This is a genomic window from Paraglaciecola sp. L3A3 (assembly GCF_009796765.1).
Lineage (GTDB): Bacteria > Pseudomonadota > Gammaproteobacteria > Enterobacterales > Alteromonadaceae > Paraglaciecola.
In genome coordinates this window covers 1-19,055 of the sequence record NZ_CP047023.1, presented here as the reverse complement: position 1 = coordinate 19,055, position 19,055 = coordinate 1, and the positions used below count along the sequence as shown (strand labels likewise).

At 36.1% G+C, this 19,055-nt stretch carries 13 protein-coding genes; 7 read left to right on the top strand and 6 right to left on the bottom strand.

Going from position 1 to position 19,055, the window contains the following annotated elements; translation table 11 throughout:
- Positions 1-5 precede the first annotated feature (5 nt).
- A complete protein-coding gene (locus tag GQR87_RS00065; protein WP_158965341.1) occupies positions 6-1,457 on the bottom strand; it encodes a TrkH family potassium uptake protein in 1,452 nt (483 codons plus the stop codon).
- Positions 1,458-2,051: 594 nt separating this feature from the next.
- On the opposite strand from GQR87_RS00065, the gene polA reads away from it, so the two are divergent.
- The gene (gene polA, locus GQR87_RS00060; RefSeq protein ID WP_158965339.1) at positions 2,052-4,796 is read left to right on the top strand and encodes a DNA polymerase I; all 2,745 of its coding nucleotides are present in this window, start codon (positions 2,052-2,054) and stop codon (positions 4,794-4,796) included.
- A 436-nt stretch (positions 4,797-5,232) separates the two neighbouring features.
- Here polA and yihA read toward each other — a convergent pair whose 3' ends face one another.
- The gene (gene yihA / locus GQR87_RS00055) at positions 5,233-5,835 is read right to left on the bottom strand and encodes a ribosome biogenesis GTP-binding protein YihA/YsxC (RefSeq protein WP_158965337.1); all 603 of its coding nucleotides are present in this window, start codon (positions 5,833-5,835) and stop codon (positions 5,233-5,235) included.
- A 205-nt stretch (positions 5,836-6,040) separates the two neighbouring features.
- Between yihA and GQR87_RS00050 the strand changes: the two genes are divergently transcribed.
- The 6 genes from GQR87_RS00050 to GQR87_RS00025 all read left to right on the top strand — a co-directional run bounded on the left by GQR87_RS00050 (position 6,041) and on the right by GQR87_RS00025 (position 11,794).
- On the top strand, positions 6,041-6,664 hold the full coding sequence (locus GQR87_RS00050; protein ID WP_158965335.1) for a cytochrome c: 624 nt from the start codon (positions 6,041-6,043) through the stop codon (positions 6,662-6,664).
- Positions 6,665-7,151: 487 nt separating this feature from the next.
- Entirely contained in the window at positions 7,152-7,658 is a 507-nt protein-coding gene (yihI, locus tag GQR87_RS00045; RefSeq protein ID WP_158965333.1) for a Der GTPase-activating protein YihI, read from the top strand.
- Between the two features lie 5 nt (positions 7,659-7,663).
- Positions 7,664-8,110 carry a DUF2489 domain-containing protein gene (locus GQR87_RS00040; protein WP_158965331.1) on the top strand — a complete coding sequence of 149 codons (447 nt, stop codon included), beginning with the start codon at positions 7,664-7,666 and terminating at the stop codon, positions 8,108-8,110.
- A gap of 231 nt (positions 8,111-8,341) precedes the next feature.
- Positions 8,342-9,247 carry a glycine--tRNA ligase subunit alpha gene (gene glyQ, locus GQR87_RS00035; protein ID WP_158965329.1) on the top strand — a complete coding sequence of 302 codons (906 nt, stop codon included), beginning with the start codon at positions 8,342-8,344 and terminating at the stop codon, positions 9,245-9,247.
- Positions 9,248-9,252: 5 nt separating this feature from the next.
- Positions 9,253-11,319 carry a glycine--tRNA ligase subunit beta gene (glyS, locus tag GQR87_RS00030; RefSeq protein WP_158965327.1) on the top strand — a complete coding sequence of 689 codons (2,067 nt, stop codon included), beginning with the start codon at positions 9,253-9,255 and terminating at the stop codon, positions 11,317-11,319.
- Between the two features lie 25 nt (positions 11,320-11,344).
- Complete coding sequence (locus tag GQR87_RS00025) at positions 11,345-11,794, top strand: hypothetical protein (protein WP_158965325.1); 450 nt, start codon at positions 11,345-11,347, stop codon at positions 11,792-11,794.
- 1,102 nt (positions 11,795-12,896) lie between these two features.
- On the opposite strand, the gene gyrB is transcribed toward GQR87_RS00025, so the two are convergent.
- From gyrB to dnaA, 4 genes are read right to left on the bottom strand one after another with little or no spacing between them, the layout of a single operon-like run.
- On the bottom strand, positions 12,897-15,317 hold the full coding sequence (gyrB, locus tag GQR87_RS00020; protein WP_158965323.1) for a DNA topoisomerase (ATP-hydrolyzing) subunit B: 2,421 nt from the start codon (positions 15,315-15,317) through the stop codon (positions 12,897-12,899).
- Positions 15,318-15,321: 4 nt separating this feature from the next.
- Entirely contained in the window at positions 15,322-16,413 is a 1,092-nt protein-coding gene (gene recF, locus GQR87_RS00015; RefSeq protein WP_158965321.1) for a DNA replication/repair protein RecF, read from the bottom strand.
- 36 nt (positions 16,414-16,449) lie between these two features.
- Positions 16,450-17,553, bottom strand: coding sequence for a DNA polymerase III subunit beta (gene dnaN / locus GQR87_RS00010; RefSeq protein WP_158965319.1), 1,104 nt, complete (start codon positions 17,551-17,553; stop codon positions 16,450-16,452).
- A gap of 19 nt (positions 17,554-17,572) precedes the next feature.
- Entirely contained in the window at positions 17,573-18,955 is a 1,383-nt protein-coding gene (gene dnaA, locus GQR87_RS00005) for a chromosomal replication initiator protein DnaA (protein WP_158965317.1), read from the bottom strand.
- Positions 18,956-19,055: the final 100 nt, after the last annotated feature.

The window sequence follows — 19,055 nt, the reverse complement described above, 5'->3', positions numbered from 1 at the left end:
CCTTTTTAACTGCGCCAAAATGTCGGAGAAAACAGAACGAGAAGAGAAAATACTTCTAGTCGTCCAAATAACATACCTAAAATTAATAACCACTTTCCGCCATCACTTACATTTGCATAAGTACCCGCAACTTCACCTAAACCTGGGCCCAAATTATTTAATGTCGCAGCTGTAGCAGTAAAAGCGGTTACATCGTCCATACCGGTACCTATTAAACAAACCATTATAATGACAAAAATCATCGCATAGGCAGAGAAAAAACCCCAAACGGCCTCTACTACTCTATCGGGTAAAGCACGTTCGCCCAATTTAACGGAATATACTGCTTTAGGATGAATAAGACGATTCACTTCTCTGTTACCTTGAACAAAAAGTAACAACACTCGAATCACTTTCAATCCGCCACCAGTTGAACCTGCGCAGCCTCCTATAAAACTAGAGAAAATCAATACAATTGGCAAAAATACAGGCCAATTTGAAAAATCAGTGGTAGCAAAACCTGCAGTAGTACTAAATGAAACAGACTGAATTAAAGCCTTGTCGAATGTTACTCCAACGTCATCAAACCAATTGTGATGTAGCAAAACCAGAAAACAAATAAGGATGAGAGAAAATTGTATCCAAAAGAAGGTTTTTAACTCTGGATCATGGATATAACCTTTTAGAGAGCGCCCACTAGCTGCTGCATAATGTAGAGCAAAATTCAGCGCCGCTATCCATAAAAAGACAACACAAACTAGGTTAACACCAAAACTATCAAAGTGACCCAAACTGGCATCGTAATTACTAAAGCCACCAATAGCGATAGTTGAAAATGCATGGCAAATTGCATCAAACCAATTCATTCCCACTGCCCAGTATGAAATGGTACAGGCAATAGTAAGCGACAAATATATGTACCAAAGATGTTTAGCCGTATCCGCAATTCTAGGCGTCATCTTAGAATCTTTCACTGGACCAGGTGTTTCAGCTCGATATAACTGCATGCCTCCTACCCCTAAAATAGGTAAAATAGCGACGGCTAAAACAATGATCCCCATACCTCCCAACCACTGTAATTGTTGGCGATAAAATTGCACCGCTTTTGGTAAAAAATCGATACCCTCGATAACAGTGGCACCAGTAGTTGTTAAACCGGAGAATGATTCAAAAAAAGCGTCTGTTGTAGACATTTGTGGCTGTTCAAGTAGTAAAAAAGGTAATGCGCCAAAACTAGCCAATACAGTCCAAAATAAAACTACGATTAAGAAACCTTCTTTCGCTCTTAAATCAAACTTATATTGCCTATTTGGATACCAAATAATTAAGCCTGTGGCTAAACATAAAACAAAAGCCATTAAAAAAGGTAAGCCACTACCATCAGCATAAATAATGGAAACAATTACGGGTGGGATCATAGTGACGCTAAGTAACGCAATAAGTAATCCTAAAATACGAATAATGGTACGGTATTGCATGGTTTAGCTTGAGCTCACTTTAATAAAACCTATTGAAGGCTTAGTTATCATAGTTATAAAAATCATTTATCTAATTATTGTCCGCAAAACATTAAATCAAAAGAGAAACTTTAAATTAATTTACACTTCCACCAGTAATAAGTTAGCACTCACATACTTTTGTGTCCCAGCAAGAATATATAAGACAATAAAAAGCTCTACAAAGCCCTAAAACAAAGGCTTATATTTTTTTGCTTTTAACTATTGTCAAAATCACCTTAAAAATTTTAAAAAATAGCTGTTAACTAGCAACAGATCTGTGTATCTTTTAGCACGCTTAATTTTTAGCTAAATAGGCGCATTTAAATTTTATCCACAAAAAAAATTTAACTTCCATAAACTTATTTTGTAAACACAATAAAATGACAAGTTATTGTTTTTTATGAAAATAAACACAAATGACATTCTGAATACTAACATAAATCTATTTAATATAGATAATCTTATCTACTTAGTTATCCACAGGAAATCAAGCTATTCAACCATAGATGAAGCAATCTAGTTATGACATGCTTCACACTACTTTAATCAACCCGAACTTGCTGAGCTTTAAATATGACAAACCAAGACAAAATACCTACCTCTAATCCTCTTATATTAGTGGATGGCTCTTCATATTTATTTCGAGCTTATCATGTACCTTACTTACAAGCTTTGTCGACATCTTATGGGCAACCAACTGGCGCCATCACAGGTGTTTTGAATATGATCAAAAGTTTGCAGAAGGATTATCCATCTGGAAACATCATTGTCATATTTGATGCGAAAGGAAAAACGTTCAGAAATGACCTATATCCTGAATACAAAGCCAACCGCCCGCCTATGCCTGATGACTTAAGAACCCAAATCGCTCCTTTACACAATATTATCGAAGCCTTAGGTTTACCATTATTGGTAATAGATGGAGTTGAAGCTGACGATGTTATAGGTACTCTTGCTCATCAAGCCTCTCAATTAGGAATGGAAACTGTCATATCTACTGGCGATAAAGATATGGCTCAATTGGTCACTCCTCATGTCAGGTTAATTAATACTATGACCAATGTAGAATTAGATGAAGCCGGTGTATTTGAAAAATTCGGAGTCAAGCCAGAGCAGATTATCGATTATTTAGCATTAATGGGGGATAAAGTAGACAACATCCCTGGTGTAGATAAATGCGGACCCAAAACCGCAGCCAAATGGTTGAATGAACACCAAACACTTGAGCAAGTGATAGAAAATGCCGAGCAAGTAAAAGGGAAAATAGGTGAACACTTACGAAATGCTATCCCCCACCTGCCCTTATCTTATGAACTTGCCACAATAAAATTAGATGTCGATTTACCAGTTGAAGTACAAGATTTAAAAGCGAATCAGCAGAATACAGATAAGTTATTAGAACTAGCAAAACAATTTGAATTAAAGAGATTAATTACAGAAGTAGAAAAAAACGCTCAATCCTCAGCGACCCCTTCTACAGGACAGCAAGAACAAAGGCCAGCTGTCGAAGTAGATTATCAGTGTATTCTCACTCAAGAAGAATTTAATAACTGGGTTGAGAAGTTAAAAAGTGCCGATTTATTTGCCTTTGATACCGAAACCACAAGCTTAAATTACATGGAAGCGGAAATAGTAGGCGTGTCATTTGCAATTTATGAAGGTGAAGCCGCATATGTCCCTTTAGGACACGATTACCTTGATGCTCCGCAACAGCTTGATAAAAAAGATGTGTTAGCAATATTAAAACCTATTTTACAAAATTCAAAAATCAAAAAGGTGGGGCAACATCTCAAATATGATAAAAATGTATTAGCCAATTATGACATTAATTTACAAGGCATTGCATTCGACACTATGTTGGAATCCTATGTTTTAAATAGTGTCGCCACTAAACATGATATGGATAGTTTAGCCAACTTTTACTTAGGCGTAGATACAATACATTTTGAAGATATAGCCGGAAAAGGCAGCAAACAGCTTACATTCAATCAAATTGAGCTTGAACAAGCAGCACCATACGCAGCAGAAGATGCTGATATCACACTTAGATTACACAATGTTCTTGCAGAAAAGCTAAAAAGTGAAACGGATTTAAATTCAATATTTACTGAAATAGAACTCCCTCTTTCCAGCGTACTTGCTCGTATGGAGCAATTTGGTGTCTTAATTGATAGCCAACAATTAGCCCAACAAAGCCAAGATTTAGCATTAAGAATTATCAATTTAGAAAAAGAAGTATACGAACTTGCTGGCGAAGAATTTAATTTAGCTTCGCCCAAACAATTGCAAGAAATTTTGTATAAAAAAATGGATTTGCCGGTACTTAAAAAAACACCTAAAGGGGCTCCCTCTACTGCTGAAGAGGTACTACAAGAGTTAGCTATCAATTACCCTCTTCCAAAATTACTTATGGAATACAGAGGATTAAGTAAACTTAAAAATACTTATACTGATAAATTACCTAAAATGATTAACATGCGTACAGGCCGTGTACATACCTCGTATCATCAGGCAATTGCTGCCACAGGTCGTTTATCTTCTACTGAACCAAACTTACAAAACATTCCAATCAGAACTGAAGAAGGCCGTAGAGTCAGACAAGCATTTGTTGCTAGACCTGGCTATAAAATAGTTGCGGCCGATTACTCTCAAATTGAATTACGTATTATGGCCCACCTGTCTGGCGATAAAGGTTTGTTGACTGCATTTGCGGCAGGCAAAGACATACATACAGCCACTGCTTCAGAGGTATTCTCTACACCTATTGATGCAGTCAGCATAGAACAACGGAGGAACGCAAAGGCAATTAACTTCGGATTGATTTATGGCATGTCAGCATTTGGACTATCAAGACAATTAAATATTACACGTCACGACGCGCAAAAATACATGGATCTATATTTTGAACGTTACCCTGCAGTGTTAACTTACATGGAAGACACCCGTACCCTAGCGAAAGAAAAAGGATACGTCTCCACTGTATTTGGCCGTAGATTGTATTTACCTGAAATAAACGCCAGTAATGGCATGCGCAGAAAAGGCGCAGAAAGAGCCGCGATTAATGCACCTATGCAAGGAACAGCAGCTGATATCATTAAAAAAGCCATGTTAGCAGTAGATCATTGGATTTCAGAGCAAACCGACAACGACATTAAAATGATCATGCAAGTTCATGATGAATTAGTGTTTGAAATAAAGGAACAAAAAATTGAAGAATATAAAACTCAAATAATATCTTTAATGGAGAATGCAGTATCTCTAGATGTACCTTTAATAGTTGAAGCTGGAGTCGGAGAAAACTGGGATGAAGCTCATTAATGAAACAATTTATTATGAAATATACAAATCCAATGTTCTTTTATAATAAATAATCAAAACGGCTTGGCATATATGCAGCGAATCAATTAAACTTAAACATGTAGGGTACAGAGGTGAGATTTATCTAACCTTTGCTTAAACCTCGGCATTTGCCGAGGTTTTTTTTTGTTTAAAAAAGATTTAATTTTTATATGAACTTTTTAGACAGCAAGCACTCTTATATATAGTTTTTGTGTGTCTCTATGTGTTTATATTTAGCCTTACTTTTCTTAGTAAGGCTTTTTTTTGAAAAATTTTTAAATATGGGGAACAAAATTCAAATATAGCTGTCTGTTCTTAGGCATGCTGAAACTTCAGCATTGTGTAGTTGTTTTTATGTGTTTTCTCAAAGTGCTTTGCCCTATACATTTGTATAGGGCTTTTTTATATTAGTAGATTAATCTTTTATCAAGCCAAACCACTGATTAAGCTTCTGTTCTAACTGTTCAAGTCCAATACCATTTAAAGATGAAAAAACCTCCACTGTTACATCACCACAAAAAGCCATAGCAGCCTCTCGGGTCATTAATAACTGTTGCTTTCGTTTTCCAGATTTTAATTTATCTGCTTTAGTCAATAAGGCTAATACCGGTAAACCTGCCGCTACAGCCCAATGAATAAGCTCTTGATCTAAATCTTTAAAAGGATGGCGAATATCCATAAGTACAACTAACCCTTTTATACTTTCCCTCTTTTGCAAATATTCGCCTAAAGATTTTTGCCATTTCTTTTTGATTTCTAATGGCACTTGAGCAAAGCCATAACCTGGCAAATCCACTAATCTGCGGGTCTCATCTAAAGTAAATACGTTAATTAACTGAGTCCGACCAGGTGTCTTACTCGTTCTTGCTAAACCTTTTTGTCTTGTTAACTTATTCAGTGCACTTGATTTACCTGCATTTGAACGGCCTGCAAAGGCAATTTCTATACCTTCATCCGCACCTAAGTGTGAAATATCTGGTGCACTTATGCTGAATTTCACTTGACTATAATAACTCACGTAAACTCCTAGAAAGCTATAAAATTTCACAGCTTCGAAATAAATTTTTATCATTATATCAGCTAAAAGTACTAGAACACCCTGCTTTACAGTAGATAATATTCAACTTATGTCATGAATTTATTTTACTCGCTGTGTAAATGTGTAAAATACTATGATCTGAAATAAGGATTAACCTGCTAATCAATTGCTTAACGAGAAAAAAATGAAAAATATAAGTCTGCTAATTTGTCTACTTTTAAGCTTTAGTGCTTCATCTTTCGCCCAAGGCGATGCCGAAAAAGGTAAAGCCAAATCTGTAGCCTGTGGAGCCTGCCACGGTGCAGACGGAAATAGTGCAATTTCAATGAACCCTAAACTAGCAGGTCAACATGTTAGTTATTTAGTTAAACAACTAAATGAATTTAAATTGGCTAGTCAAACAGGTGGAAAAGAAGGACGTAATAATGCCGTAATGAATGGTATGGCTGCAGCCCTCTCTGAACAGGATATACAAGACATAGCTGCATATTTTTCCAGTCAAACAGGTTCTGCTGGTGAGACACCTGAAGATTTTGTTGAGCTTGGTAGAAAACTTTATAATGGCGGTGATTTAGAGCGAGGTATTACAGCATGTATTGCTTGTCATGGCCCTCGAGGAAATGGCACAAGTCTATCTGGTTTTCCAGATATTAGTGGCCAACATACTGATTACATAAAAAGCCAATTAAAAGCATTCCGTTCTGGAGATCGCAACAATTCTTTAAACGGTATGATGGAAGATATAGCTAAAAAGATGACAGACAATGATATTGAAGTATTAGCTAATTACATTTCAGGTTTACACTAATCTAGTTACCGGCGATTAACTTAAAGCTCAATCTAACAAGTTAATCGCCCAATTTAATTACCAAATTGCAATATTTTTGTTAATTGTTTTGTAAAGAAGTTGTAAATTTTATTCAATCCTGTATTCTCTTGCTCCAATAAAACAACAGGGAATTACAAGCATTTTGCTTGTCAGGGAAGCGCTTAGGTAACAAAAGTTAACCTTTGATACTTATATCACTTTGAGAAAAAGGCAAGGACGAAGAATAAAGCATCAGGATGATCATAGATTAAAAGTCTTTGTTAAAAATAAAAATAATAGAAGACTCAATGGATTACATGTTTAGGATGAACAAACCTTGGGAGAAGTGTCTGCTGACACTCTTGATTTAAGAAAAAGCGATAGTTTAACTATCGCTTTTTTTATGCCAAAATTTTACACAAGTCACCCCAGTTTGGTTAAAACTAATGTAGAATGCAGCCATTAAACTAAGCTACATTGGTGTAACATGCCCAGAAAGAAAAAGTCTCGTAAAGTAGGTCAAATTGGCATACCTAAATCATCTTCAAATACTCGCAAACCTAAGCCTGCAGAGCAACGAACTAGAAAACATCTAGGTAAGCCTGCTGGGAGCCGTAATAGTGAAGTAATACTTAACAAAGATTCGGTTAATAATAACGCCCCTAAAGATCCCCGGCATGGCAGTAAAAAACCTATAGATCTATTTCCGACAGAAACCAAAAAAGAAACAACTTCAAAAGTTAAACACTTTTCCCCTGCTAAAGAATTAGAAACAATTGAAAAAGATGAAAAACTTTCATCTTTATTAGATAAAGCAGAACTAGGTAAAAAACTAAGTAAAGAAGAGCAGAATTATGTAGATAAAAACTTAGCAAGACACAAAGTTTTATGTGGTCTTCTTGGGTTAGATAATGAAGAAGAGGACACTTCTGAACATACAGCTGATCCTTTTACCTCTTTTGAATCCATCAATATAGATGACTATAAAGACTAAACCCTATGTATATTATTGCCCTTATACTTGCAGTTCTTATTGTTTTTGCTATGGCATTTTACGCAGGTACACTGCTATTTAAATTAAAGAATCAAAATGAAGCGCGGAAAATCAAGGTTAATAAACGAATCGCTAATATAACAGAAAGCATTCAAACTATTGCTAAAGCAGTAGAACAAAAACAATGTAATCTTTCTGAAGCGAGTATTCGCCTGTATCATTTATTAGAAAGTTTGCCCATTTTGGACAAGCCTGATTTTTCTCTACAATACCCAGGATTATTCGAACTTTATAATGCAGTTAAAGATTTACCTACTCATAAAGATAGGAGTCAACAGCCAAAATTAGTAACCAGAAAACAAGATATACAAAGAGAATCGTTAGAAGCAAAGTTAGAGCCACAAATCATTGCAGAAATGAAACAATTAACTCATTTTTCTATTAACCAATAGCCCTTTAAATATCCTGTTTAAACAATTTTGTACTCTTAGTACGTGCTCAAAGACTCGAAACCATTAATAATATTTTGAGCACATTTAGTATAACGGTGCCCTATTCAATTAATTTTTTCCATTTAACAGCTATTACTTGTATATAAATTGCCTTTTAGCCTACATACAGGCCTATACAAAAGGTATACTTGCCAACGTTTTTTTGAATTTTATTTAATATTTGGCAGGACAATGCAAAAGTTTGATTGTAAGACATTTCAGGGCCTAATTTTAGCGCTCCAAGATTATTGGGCACGTCAAGGGTGCGTTATTATTCAACCCCTTGATATGGAAGTTGGGGCTGGCACCTTTCACCCTATGACATTTTTAAGATCTTTAGGCCCAGAGCCTATTAGTAGCGCCTATGTGCAGCCTTGCCGTAGACCTACTGATGGTAGGTATGGTGAAAACCCTAATCGTCTACAACATTACTATCAATTTCAAGTAATGTTAAAGCCCTCACCAGATAATATTCAAGAATTGTATTTAGGATCATTAAAAGAATTAGGTTTCGATCCTTTAGTACATGATATTAGGTTTGTTGAGGACAATTGGGAATCACCTACTTTGGGCGCATGGGGTCTAGGTTGGGAAGTTTGGCTTAATGGCATGGAAGTGACTCAATTCACTTATTTTCAGCAGGTAGGCGGCCTTGAGTGCTCCCCAGTCACTGGTGAAATCACCTATGGCTTGGAGCGACTAGCTATGTATATCCAAGGCGTAGATAGTATTTATGATCTAGTCTGGACAGACGGCCCTATGGGTAAAGTCACTTATGGCGATGTATTTCATCAAAATGAAGTAGAGCAATCAGCTTATAATTTCGAACATGCAGATGTAGACGCTTTGTTTGCTACTTTTGATCAATGCGAAAAAGACAGCCAGAATTTAATTGATAAAAACTTACCATTACCTGCATACGAGCAAGTAATGAAAGCGTCCCATGCTTTCAACTTGTTAGATGCTAGGCATGCGATATCAGTGACAGAACGTCAACGTTATATTCTTCGAGTAAGAACTCTATCTAAAGCCTGTGCACAAGCTTACTACGACGCACGTGAATCCCTTGGCTTTCCAATGTGTAAAAAGGAGAAGTAATAGCCATGCGTACTGAAAATTTATTAGTAGAAATTGGAACAGAAGAACTTCCACCCAAAGCACTAGCTAAATTAGCCTCAGCCTTTAAAGATAATATTGTCAGCCAATTTTCTGAAAATGATCTTAATTTCTCTCAGGCTAATTGGTATGCCACTCCTAGACGTTTAGCTCTTATAGTCAGCGACCTTGCAGAATATCAATCAGACAAAAATGTTGAAAAGCGTGGACCAGCTGTTAATTCTGCATTCGATGCCAATGGAGAACCTACAAAAGCCGCACAAGGTTGGGCTAAATCGAATGGCATAGAAGTTTCTGAAGCCGACAGATTAAAAACAGACAAAGGTGAATGGTTACTATTTAAAGCTAATGTAAAAGGCCAACCTGTAAAAAATCTTTTACCCAATTTAATTGAAAAAGCACTTAAAGCATTACCTATTCCAAAACCAATGCGTTGGGGAACAAAAACCACCCAATTTATCCGACCAGTCCATACTGTTGCTATTCTATTTGGTGCAGATTTAATTGATGGCCAAGTGTTAGGGATCACATCATCGCGCTTAATTAAAGGACATAGATTTCATTCAGATGCACCTTTCACATTAAACAAATCTGATGACTATCTAACTGAACTAGAACGTCATTATGTATTGGCAGAGCATAATGTTCGTAAAACTAAAATACTTGAACAAATCAACTGTGCTGCTGAAAAAGAAAATTCGACGGCAAATATAGATGATGACTTACTCGAAGAAGTTACCTCTTTAGTTGAATGGCCCGTTGCCTTGACAGCGAGTTTCGACGAATCATTTTTAGCCGTACCGAAAGAAGCGCTTATTTATACAATGAAGGATGACCAAAAGTATTTCCCTTTGTTAGATAAAGATGGGGAATTAAAATCACGTTTTGTATTTATTACTAATATTGAAAGTAAAGACCCTCAAACAGTCATAAGCGGTAACGAAAAAGTCATAAGACCAAGACTTGCAGATGCTGAATTTTTCTTTAATACAGACAAAAAGAAAACCTTAGAATCAAGACTCGAAAGCTTAAAAACAATCTTGTTCCAAAAGCAGCTTGGCACCTTGTTTGAAAAATCACATCGCATAGCCACTATGGCGAATAACATTGCGTTATTAATCGATGCAGATCAAGAAGCTTCTTACCGCGCTGGTTTATTATGCAAAACTGATTTAATGACTAACATGGTCATGGAATTTCCTGATGTTCAAGGTGTAATGGGAATGCATTATGCTCGAGCAGATGGTGAATCAGAATTAGTCGCAGTAGCCCAAAACGAACAATACATGCCGCGATATGCTGGTGATTGCTTACCCACGTCCAACGTTAGTATTTGTGTAGCTTTAGCAGACAAAATAGACACTTTAGTTGGTATTTTTGGCATAGGGCAAACCCCTAAGGGAGATAAAGACCCATTTGCCTTGAGAAGGGCTTCTATTGGCGTATTACGTATCATAGTAGAAAAATCTTTGCCTCTCGATTTAGAAGATTTAGTAGATGCTTCAATTGCTACTTTTGCAGATAAAATTGAAACTAAAGACTTAAAAGATAAAGTAGTTGATTTTATATTAGCTCGATTTAAAGCTTGGTATGGTGAACAAGGTATAGCTGCAGGTGTTGTACAATCTGTAGAAGTCAATCGCCCTACTCGCCCAGCTGACTTCGCTGCACGTATTGAGGCTGTAAAATCATTTAGCACTTTAGAATCAGCTGAAGCTTTAGCTGCCGCCAATAAACGTGTAGCTAACATATTAGCTAAAAACCCTTATGATGCAGACACAGCTCTAGATAAGACACTATTTGTTGAACCTCAAGAAATTGCTCTAGCAGATGCTCTTGAAGCACTAAAAACACAAATAGCACCTATGATAGCCAAGTCTGATTATTCTAGTGCTCTAACAGCTCTTGCTGAACTAAAATCACCTATAGATGATTTCTTTGAAAATGTGATGGTTATGGCTGAAGATGAAGCAATTAAGATTAATCGTTTAACCTTACTTTCAAAACTTAGAGAGTTATTTTTATGCTGCGCTGATATTTCGGTATTGAAATAAGCACAGTAAGTATAAGGGTAACAATATGAAAAATAGTGCTTTAGGTTCGATAATGTTAGTCACAGCAGCATTATTAAATGGCTGTGCAAGTACAGCCATTGTTCCTTTCACACAACAAGATAATTACGACACTCTTTATTTAAGAGGGGTATTTACTTGGTGGGAAGCCGATGAAAAATATAAATTAGTAGAAATGGCGGATCAAGTATATTCAACTAGCATTGAATTAATCGCTGACGGTCAACCATATGACTTTAAGTTTGCCGATGCAAATTGGACACCTGGTTTAAACTGCGGCTTTTCTCGTAAAAAAGATCAAGTCATAGTCTTAGGTAAATCAGTAAGTTCAAACTGTGATTCAACAGATGAAAATTTTAGGTTTACCCCGACAGAAACTGGCACATTTGAATTTATTATCGACTTTAGTGGTTTTGGTTCACCAGATGTCACTGTCACTAAGTTACATAGTAATTAATTTAATAGTTTTAATAAAGGCCACCGTATGTGGCCTTTTTTTATGTTCGTGTATCTCATTTCACAAATCTTATAATCAAGATTTCTTTACTAACTTTAATAATTAACCCCAATACTACCCCTTCAATCAGACTAAGATCTAAACATTCTACTAGGCATTTGAGCTAATCGATAACTTCATAAACAATTTATACAAGGAAGAACGAACTTATAGCATTCTAGCTAAATTTGTAGTCACTCAGAATGCGTCCAGTATTTTTTTAGCAATAGGTCGTCATGCACTAATGGTTGTTCCCTTTCGATAAGTGAGAACGAAAAGCAGCAAGCACTCGGAAATTGCTTTGATGGGAGTTTAAAATAGAGCACATACACTGCGTTGCTTATACTCAAATGACTACTGTCTCTTTTATAATACAAGCCGTCTGTCATGTCTTATTTGAGCCTTTTAAAATTCTCGCTAAGCGATCCATTATCTAGCTAGATTGGTAATTACGGTTCATTTTCTACAGTGAGGAAAAAGTAGATTATTCTCAGTTTCACAACATTTATAGTGAATATTCTAATTTGGTAAAAGCTGAACCCGCTTCAGCTTATAGGCCAAAGAAACTTATGACAGTGATAAAACCTTCACCTAGGTGTAGAATTTTCTCTCATATTGGGGGACATGTTTTAAAGAATTTATAACAGGTTCGATACGATTACCAAAGCGTTCAATCACTTTATAGTTAAGCATAAAAAAAAGCACACCTATTATACCAATCCACATTGATAAGTTCTCTCTCAGAATGCAGCCAGCGACTTTTGAACAAGGCGTCGGTGTGCAGGAATGGTTGTTCCCTTTCAAATAGCGAGAACGCAGGGCAAAAGCCACTGGGGCATTCCTTTCAGGCGAGTTTTAAATGAGCTTACTGTGCGTTGCTCGAACTCAAAAGAGCCCCACTATTCTTTCATTCAAGCGCCTTAATTAAGCTCATTTAAATTCTCGCTGAGTGTACACTTATCAAAGCGGATTGGTATTAACTACATATAATAAAAAGCCAGCAAAAAATGCTGGCTTCAAAACCGTCAACTTATTTTATGACGGTACAATTTATTGATAATAACTAGACATCAAGGTTAGCTACTTTCAGGGCATTTTCTTCAATGAAGGCCCTTCTAGGTTCAACATGATCCCCCATCAAAGTAGTGAACAATTGATCCGCTCCGATAGCATCCTCAATTTTAACTTGTAACATTCTTCGTGTCGTAGGATCCATAGTAGTCTCCCATAATTGGCTAGGGTTCATTTCTCCCAGTCCTTTATAACGTTGAATATACTGTCCACGTTTCGACTCAGCCATTAACCAATCAAGCGCTTCCACAAAGCTAGTGACTGACTTTGTTTTGTCATTTCTTTGAACGTATCCGCCCTCTTCTATCATTCCACTGATGGCTTGATTAAGCTCTTTTATGCGTTTGTATTCATTTGAATCAACAAACTCATTATCAATATAATACTCAGTATCGATACCATGTAAGCGAATAATTATAGCTACATACCAGTTATTTCTTTCTGAATTATGACGTACTTCAAATGAATAAGTCGCGCCATCTATTTCATCCCCAGTAAGACCGTCAGTAAAATCCTGAGCAAAAGCTTTAAGTTTTTCTTCGCTATTTATATCTGCAGACTCTAAAGTTTTGCTGTATACAAGCTTATTAAGTATCACTGAAGGCATTAAACGACTCATACGTCCAATCATAGATGTAGTCGTTTGATATTGAGCCACAAGCGATTCTAGAGCGACTCCAGTTATAGCAGGGGCATCTTCATTTACATGCAATGAAGCGTTATCCAATGCAATAGAGGTTAAATATTTAGTTAAAGATTCATCATCTTTTAAATATTGTTCTTGCTTACCTTTCTTCGTTTTATATAGAGGTGGCTGAGCTATATATATATATCCACGCTCAATGATTTCAGGCATTTGACGATAAAAGAAAGTCAGTAACAAAGTACGAATGTGCGAACCATCCACATCAGCATCTGTCATGATAATAATACGATGATATCTCAGCTTCTCAGGGTTGTATTCATCTCGACCAATACCACAACCTAAGGCAGTAATAAGCGTTGCAACTTCTTGTGAAGATAACATTTTATCAAAACGAGCTTTTTCTACGTTAAGAATTTTCCCTTTTAAAGGTAATATAGCTTGGTTTTTACGATTACGTCCCTGCTTGGCTGAACCGCCAGCAGAGTCCCCTTCCACTATATATAATTCTGATAATGCAGGATCTTTTTCCTGACAGTCAGCTAATTTACCGGGTAACCCTGCAAGATCTAATGCACCTTTACGACGAGTCATGTCACGAGCTTTTCTTGCTGCTTCCCGTGCTCTAGCTGCATCAATAATCTTACCTACGATAATCTTACTTTCTGCAGGGTTTTCTAGTAAGAACTCTTGTAACTTTTCGCCCATCACTGTTTCTACTGCCGGCCTAACTTCTGAAGATACTAACTTATCTTTAGTTTGTGAAGAGAATTTAGGATCTGGTACTTTGACGGAAATGATTGCAGTTAAACCTTCTCTAGCATCATCACCACTGGTAGTAGTCTTCGCCTTTTTAGATAAACCTTCTTTATCCATATAATTATTAAGAGTACGAGTTAGTGCACCTCTAAATCCAGCTAAGTGACTCCCTCCATCCTTTTGTGGGATATTATTAGTAAAACAAAAGACATTCTCTTGGAAACTATCATTCCATTGCATGGCTACTTCAACAGAAATACCATCATCTCTATGTGAATCAAAATAGAAAATCTTTTGATGCATAGGTGTTTTGTTCTGATTTAAAAATTCAATAAAAGCAGTTATCCCACCCTCATATTCAAATTTATCAGTTTTGCCATCTCTTTCATCTTCAAGAATGATACAAACACCAGAGTTCAAAAAAGATAACTCACGTAATTTTTTAGCTAAAATATCATAATGAAACTTTACATTAGTAAATGTATCTTCACTTGGCCAAAAACGGATACTGGTTCCATTTGATTCTGAATCGCCGATAATTTTAAGAGGATTTTGTGGCACCCCATGTTGATATTCTTGCTCATGAAGTTTGCCAGAACGTCTGATTTGAATTTGCAGTTTTTTCGATAAAGCATTTACAACCGAGACACCTACACCGTGTAAACCTCCAGATACTTTATACGAATTATCATCAAACTTACCACCGGCGTGCAACACAGTCATTATAACTTCAGCTGCTGACACCCCTTCTTCTTCGTGAATTTCTGTTGGAATTCCACGACCATCATCTTTTACAGATACTGAACCATCGATGTGTATTTTCACATTGATGCTAGAACAATGACCAGCCAAGGCTTCATCTATAGAGTTATCTACAACTTCAAATACCATGTGGTGAAGTCCAGTACCATCGTCAGTATCACCTATATACATCCCAGGTCTTTTTCTTACAGCATCAAGTCCTTTTAAGACTTTAATACTCGACGAATCATAAACATTTTCTTCTGCCATTTGGTTAAATCTCCTCTCTCACCTGGCCATGTTCCACGTGAAACACTGTTTTATCATTATAATTATTTAAGAAATTAAGTTCATTTAAATCAATTGCGGTCACAAAAAGTTGTGAATCCGAAGCATTTAACTTACTAATAAAAACTTTTCTTTTTTCTTCATCTAATTCGGCACCAATATCATCCAACAAAAATATTGAAGTTTTTCCTGTCTTCTCGTGGAGATATTGTGTTTGTGCTAATTGCATTGCCGCCACTAACATTCTTAGTTGACCGCGTGACAACAACTCTTGAGCTGGTAAACCTTGAGCCTTAATTCTAAGATCAGCTTTATGCGGACCTACACTGACAAACCCATTTCGTTGATCTCTTTCAAAATTTCTAACTAAAGCATCAGCTAAAGTTGTACCTTTTTCCCACCCCCTATAATACGAAATTTCTAGAGAAAACTCAGGTAAAAAATCCTTTAAGTTCAAATTAATTAGTGCAATCAACCTTTCCTGTACAAGACTTTCTCTATATTTTGAAACAATCTCCCCCTGCTTTTGAAATAGTTCAATCCAGTATTGCCTTTCTTGACTAGTGGTAAACTTTTTATATATAGAATTTAATTGTTTTAAAGATTTCCTAAATATTTGCACTTCATAATTAAATGGTTGTTCCACGTGGAACAATAACCAATCTAAATATGTTCTGCGAAGTTTTGGTGCACCTAGGAGTAAATCAGAACTCTGAGGGGTAAAAATTTGAATGGGCAAATGACTTGCTAATTCAGTGGCTCGTTGCTTTTTATCACCATTTATATTAACCGTACAAATATCGTTACGATCACGGTATAAACCTAATTTTTTACTTTCTGACTGGCTTTCTTCAAAAGTAGTACAAAAAACAGTAAAACTTGATTCACCACTTTGAATAACATTTTTATGTTTAGTGGTACGGAACGAACGCGCAAAACCTAAATAATGTACCGCTTCTAAAATTGATGACTTGCCACTACCGTTTTCGCCTATAAAAATATTTAATTTTTTATTAGGTTTGAGCGACAAGTCTTTAATATTTCTAAAAGAGCTTACCTGGACCCTGTCCAGCTTCATTTTATATTACTTCTTTAATAATAATTATAAATAAATTTATAGTCTCATTGGCATGATAACGTATAGAGCGGAATCATCCTTTGCATCTTCAATCAATGCGCTACTGTTTGAGTCAGCTAAAGTAATACGAACATCTTCACAATTTAAGCCATTCATAACATCAATTAAATAAGCAACGTTGAAACCTATTTCCAAATCATCTCCGCTGTAATCAACATCAACAATTTCTTCAGCTTCTTCTTGCTCTGGATTATTAGCAGTAATTTTTAGCTCTGCATTCGACAGGTTTAAACGGACACCTCTGAATTTTTCATTAGAAAGTATTGACGCTCTTGAGAAAGCTTGTTTGAGTACATCTTTACTAGATTCAATTTTTTTGTCACCGTCTTTCGGTAATACTCTTCGATAATCAGGAAAGCGACCATCTACTAATTTACTGGTAAAGATAAAATCTGTAGAAAAGATACGAATGTGATTAGAACCAACCTGAACCTTAACTAATTTATCATTATCTTCAATTAAACGAATTATCTCTAAGACGCCCTTTCTAGGGATAATTACCTGTCTGTTAGGCAGTGGTGCACTATCATAACTTAAACGGCAAAGAGCTAGCCGATGACCATCTGTAGCCACCGTTCTTATAAGATTATCTTCTGTCTCTAAGGACATACCATTTAAATAGTAACGAACATCCTGTTGTGCCATACAGAAGTGGGTACTGTCAATTAGGCGTTTTAAATCATGTTGTGAAATTTCAAATTCGAGCTCGCCTTGCCAATCTTCTAAATTCGGATAATCGTCTGCGGACAAAGTAGAGAGACTATATTTACTGCGACCAGAACGTAATAATGCTTTATTACCATCTACACTAAATTCAATATTACTGCCATCAGTTAGTCCTTTACATATATCCAAAAGTTTTTTTGCTGGAACTGTAATTTCACCTTCTACAAAATCACCAGTCAAAGTGACATTTGAAATCAACTCGACTTCTAAATCAGTACCTGTAAGCCAAAGTGAGTTATCACTAACTTTAATTAATACATTAGATAATATTGGAAGTGTGTGACGACGTTCTACAGCACCAGATACTAATTGAAGTGGCTGTAAAAAATTTTCCCTGCTAATACTAAATTTCATCTTTTTACTCATGAATATTTTATGAAGAAAGTGTACGAATTAGATTCTGATAGTCTTCTTTTATATCATGACTTTCTTCTCTAAGTTGAACTATTTTACGACAAGCGTGCAATACAGTTGTGTGGTCACGACCACCAAATGCATCCCCTATTTCAGGTAAACTATGGTTAGTTAATTCTTTAGACAATGCCATAGCCATTTGTCTGGGACGAGCAACACTGCGGCTACGTCGTTTGGATAGAATGTCAGCCATTTTAATTTTGTAATATTCGGCAACTGTTTTTTGAATATTATCTATGGTGACTAATTTTTCTTGTAATGCTAATAAATCACGAAGGGCTTCTCGGACAAAATCAATAGTAATTGGCCTACCGGTAAAGTTGGCATTAGCGATGACACGATTTAGTGCACCTTCTAATTCTCGAACATTTGAGCGTAAACGTTTTGCTATAAAAAATGCCACTTCATCAGGTAGGAATATTTTATTCTCAACAGCTTTTCGCATTAAAATGGCAACACGAGTTTCAAGTTCTGGTGGTTCAATAGCAATAGTTAACCCCCAGCCAAATCTTGATTTTAATCTATCTTCAACCCCAGCAATTTCTTTTGGATATCGATCAGAGGTTAAAATAATTTGCTGATTTCCCTCTAATAACGCATTAAAAGTGTGGAAAAACTCTTCTTGAGATCGTTCTTTATTAGCAAAAAACTGGATATCATCTATTAGTAATGCATCTACAGATCGATAATAACGTTTAAATTCTTCAATAGCGTTATTCTGTAGAGCCTTAACCATATCTTGCACAAAGCGTTCTGAATGCATATACACGACAGTAGCATTTTTCTTTTTATCCATAATGCCATTACCGACAGCATGCAATAAATGAGTTTTACCTAAACCTGTTCCACCATATATAAAAAGAGGATTATAAGCTCCACCAGGATTATCAGCGACCTGTTGCGAGGCAGCCCTAGCTAGCTGATTTGATTTACCCTCTACAAAGTTATCAAACTTATAGGTTAAATTAATATTACTTTTATGAGCTGGAATATCGGGGTGACTGGAGCTATTCGCAGCAACACTTTGTGTGTTGACATTAGTGTTGATTTGATTAGAAACGACCGTTTTAGCTAGAGGAGTATGAACGCTGCTCATAGCAACTTTTTCATTATTTACTTCAAATCGCAATTGAGGCGCTTTATCACCAGAAAATTCATTTAATAAATTATTTATTTGTGCAAAATATTTATCCCTCACCCAGTCTAATACAAACCGATTCGGAGCAAATAATGTCAAATATCCATCGCCATGCTCTGCTTGTAAAGGCCTTATCCACATACTAAATTGCTGGATAGGTAAATCTTGCTGAAGCCTTTCTAAACATTGGTTCCACATAGACATTAAAAAAGACTCCACCCTATGAAAGGGCCTTAAAAAGGGACAAAAAACACATGTATAACTCAAAACAAGAAAGCAATTACTGTGCAGTATTCAATCAATC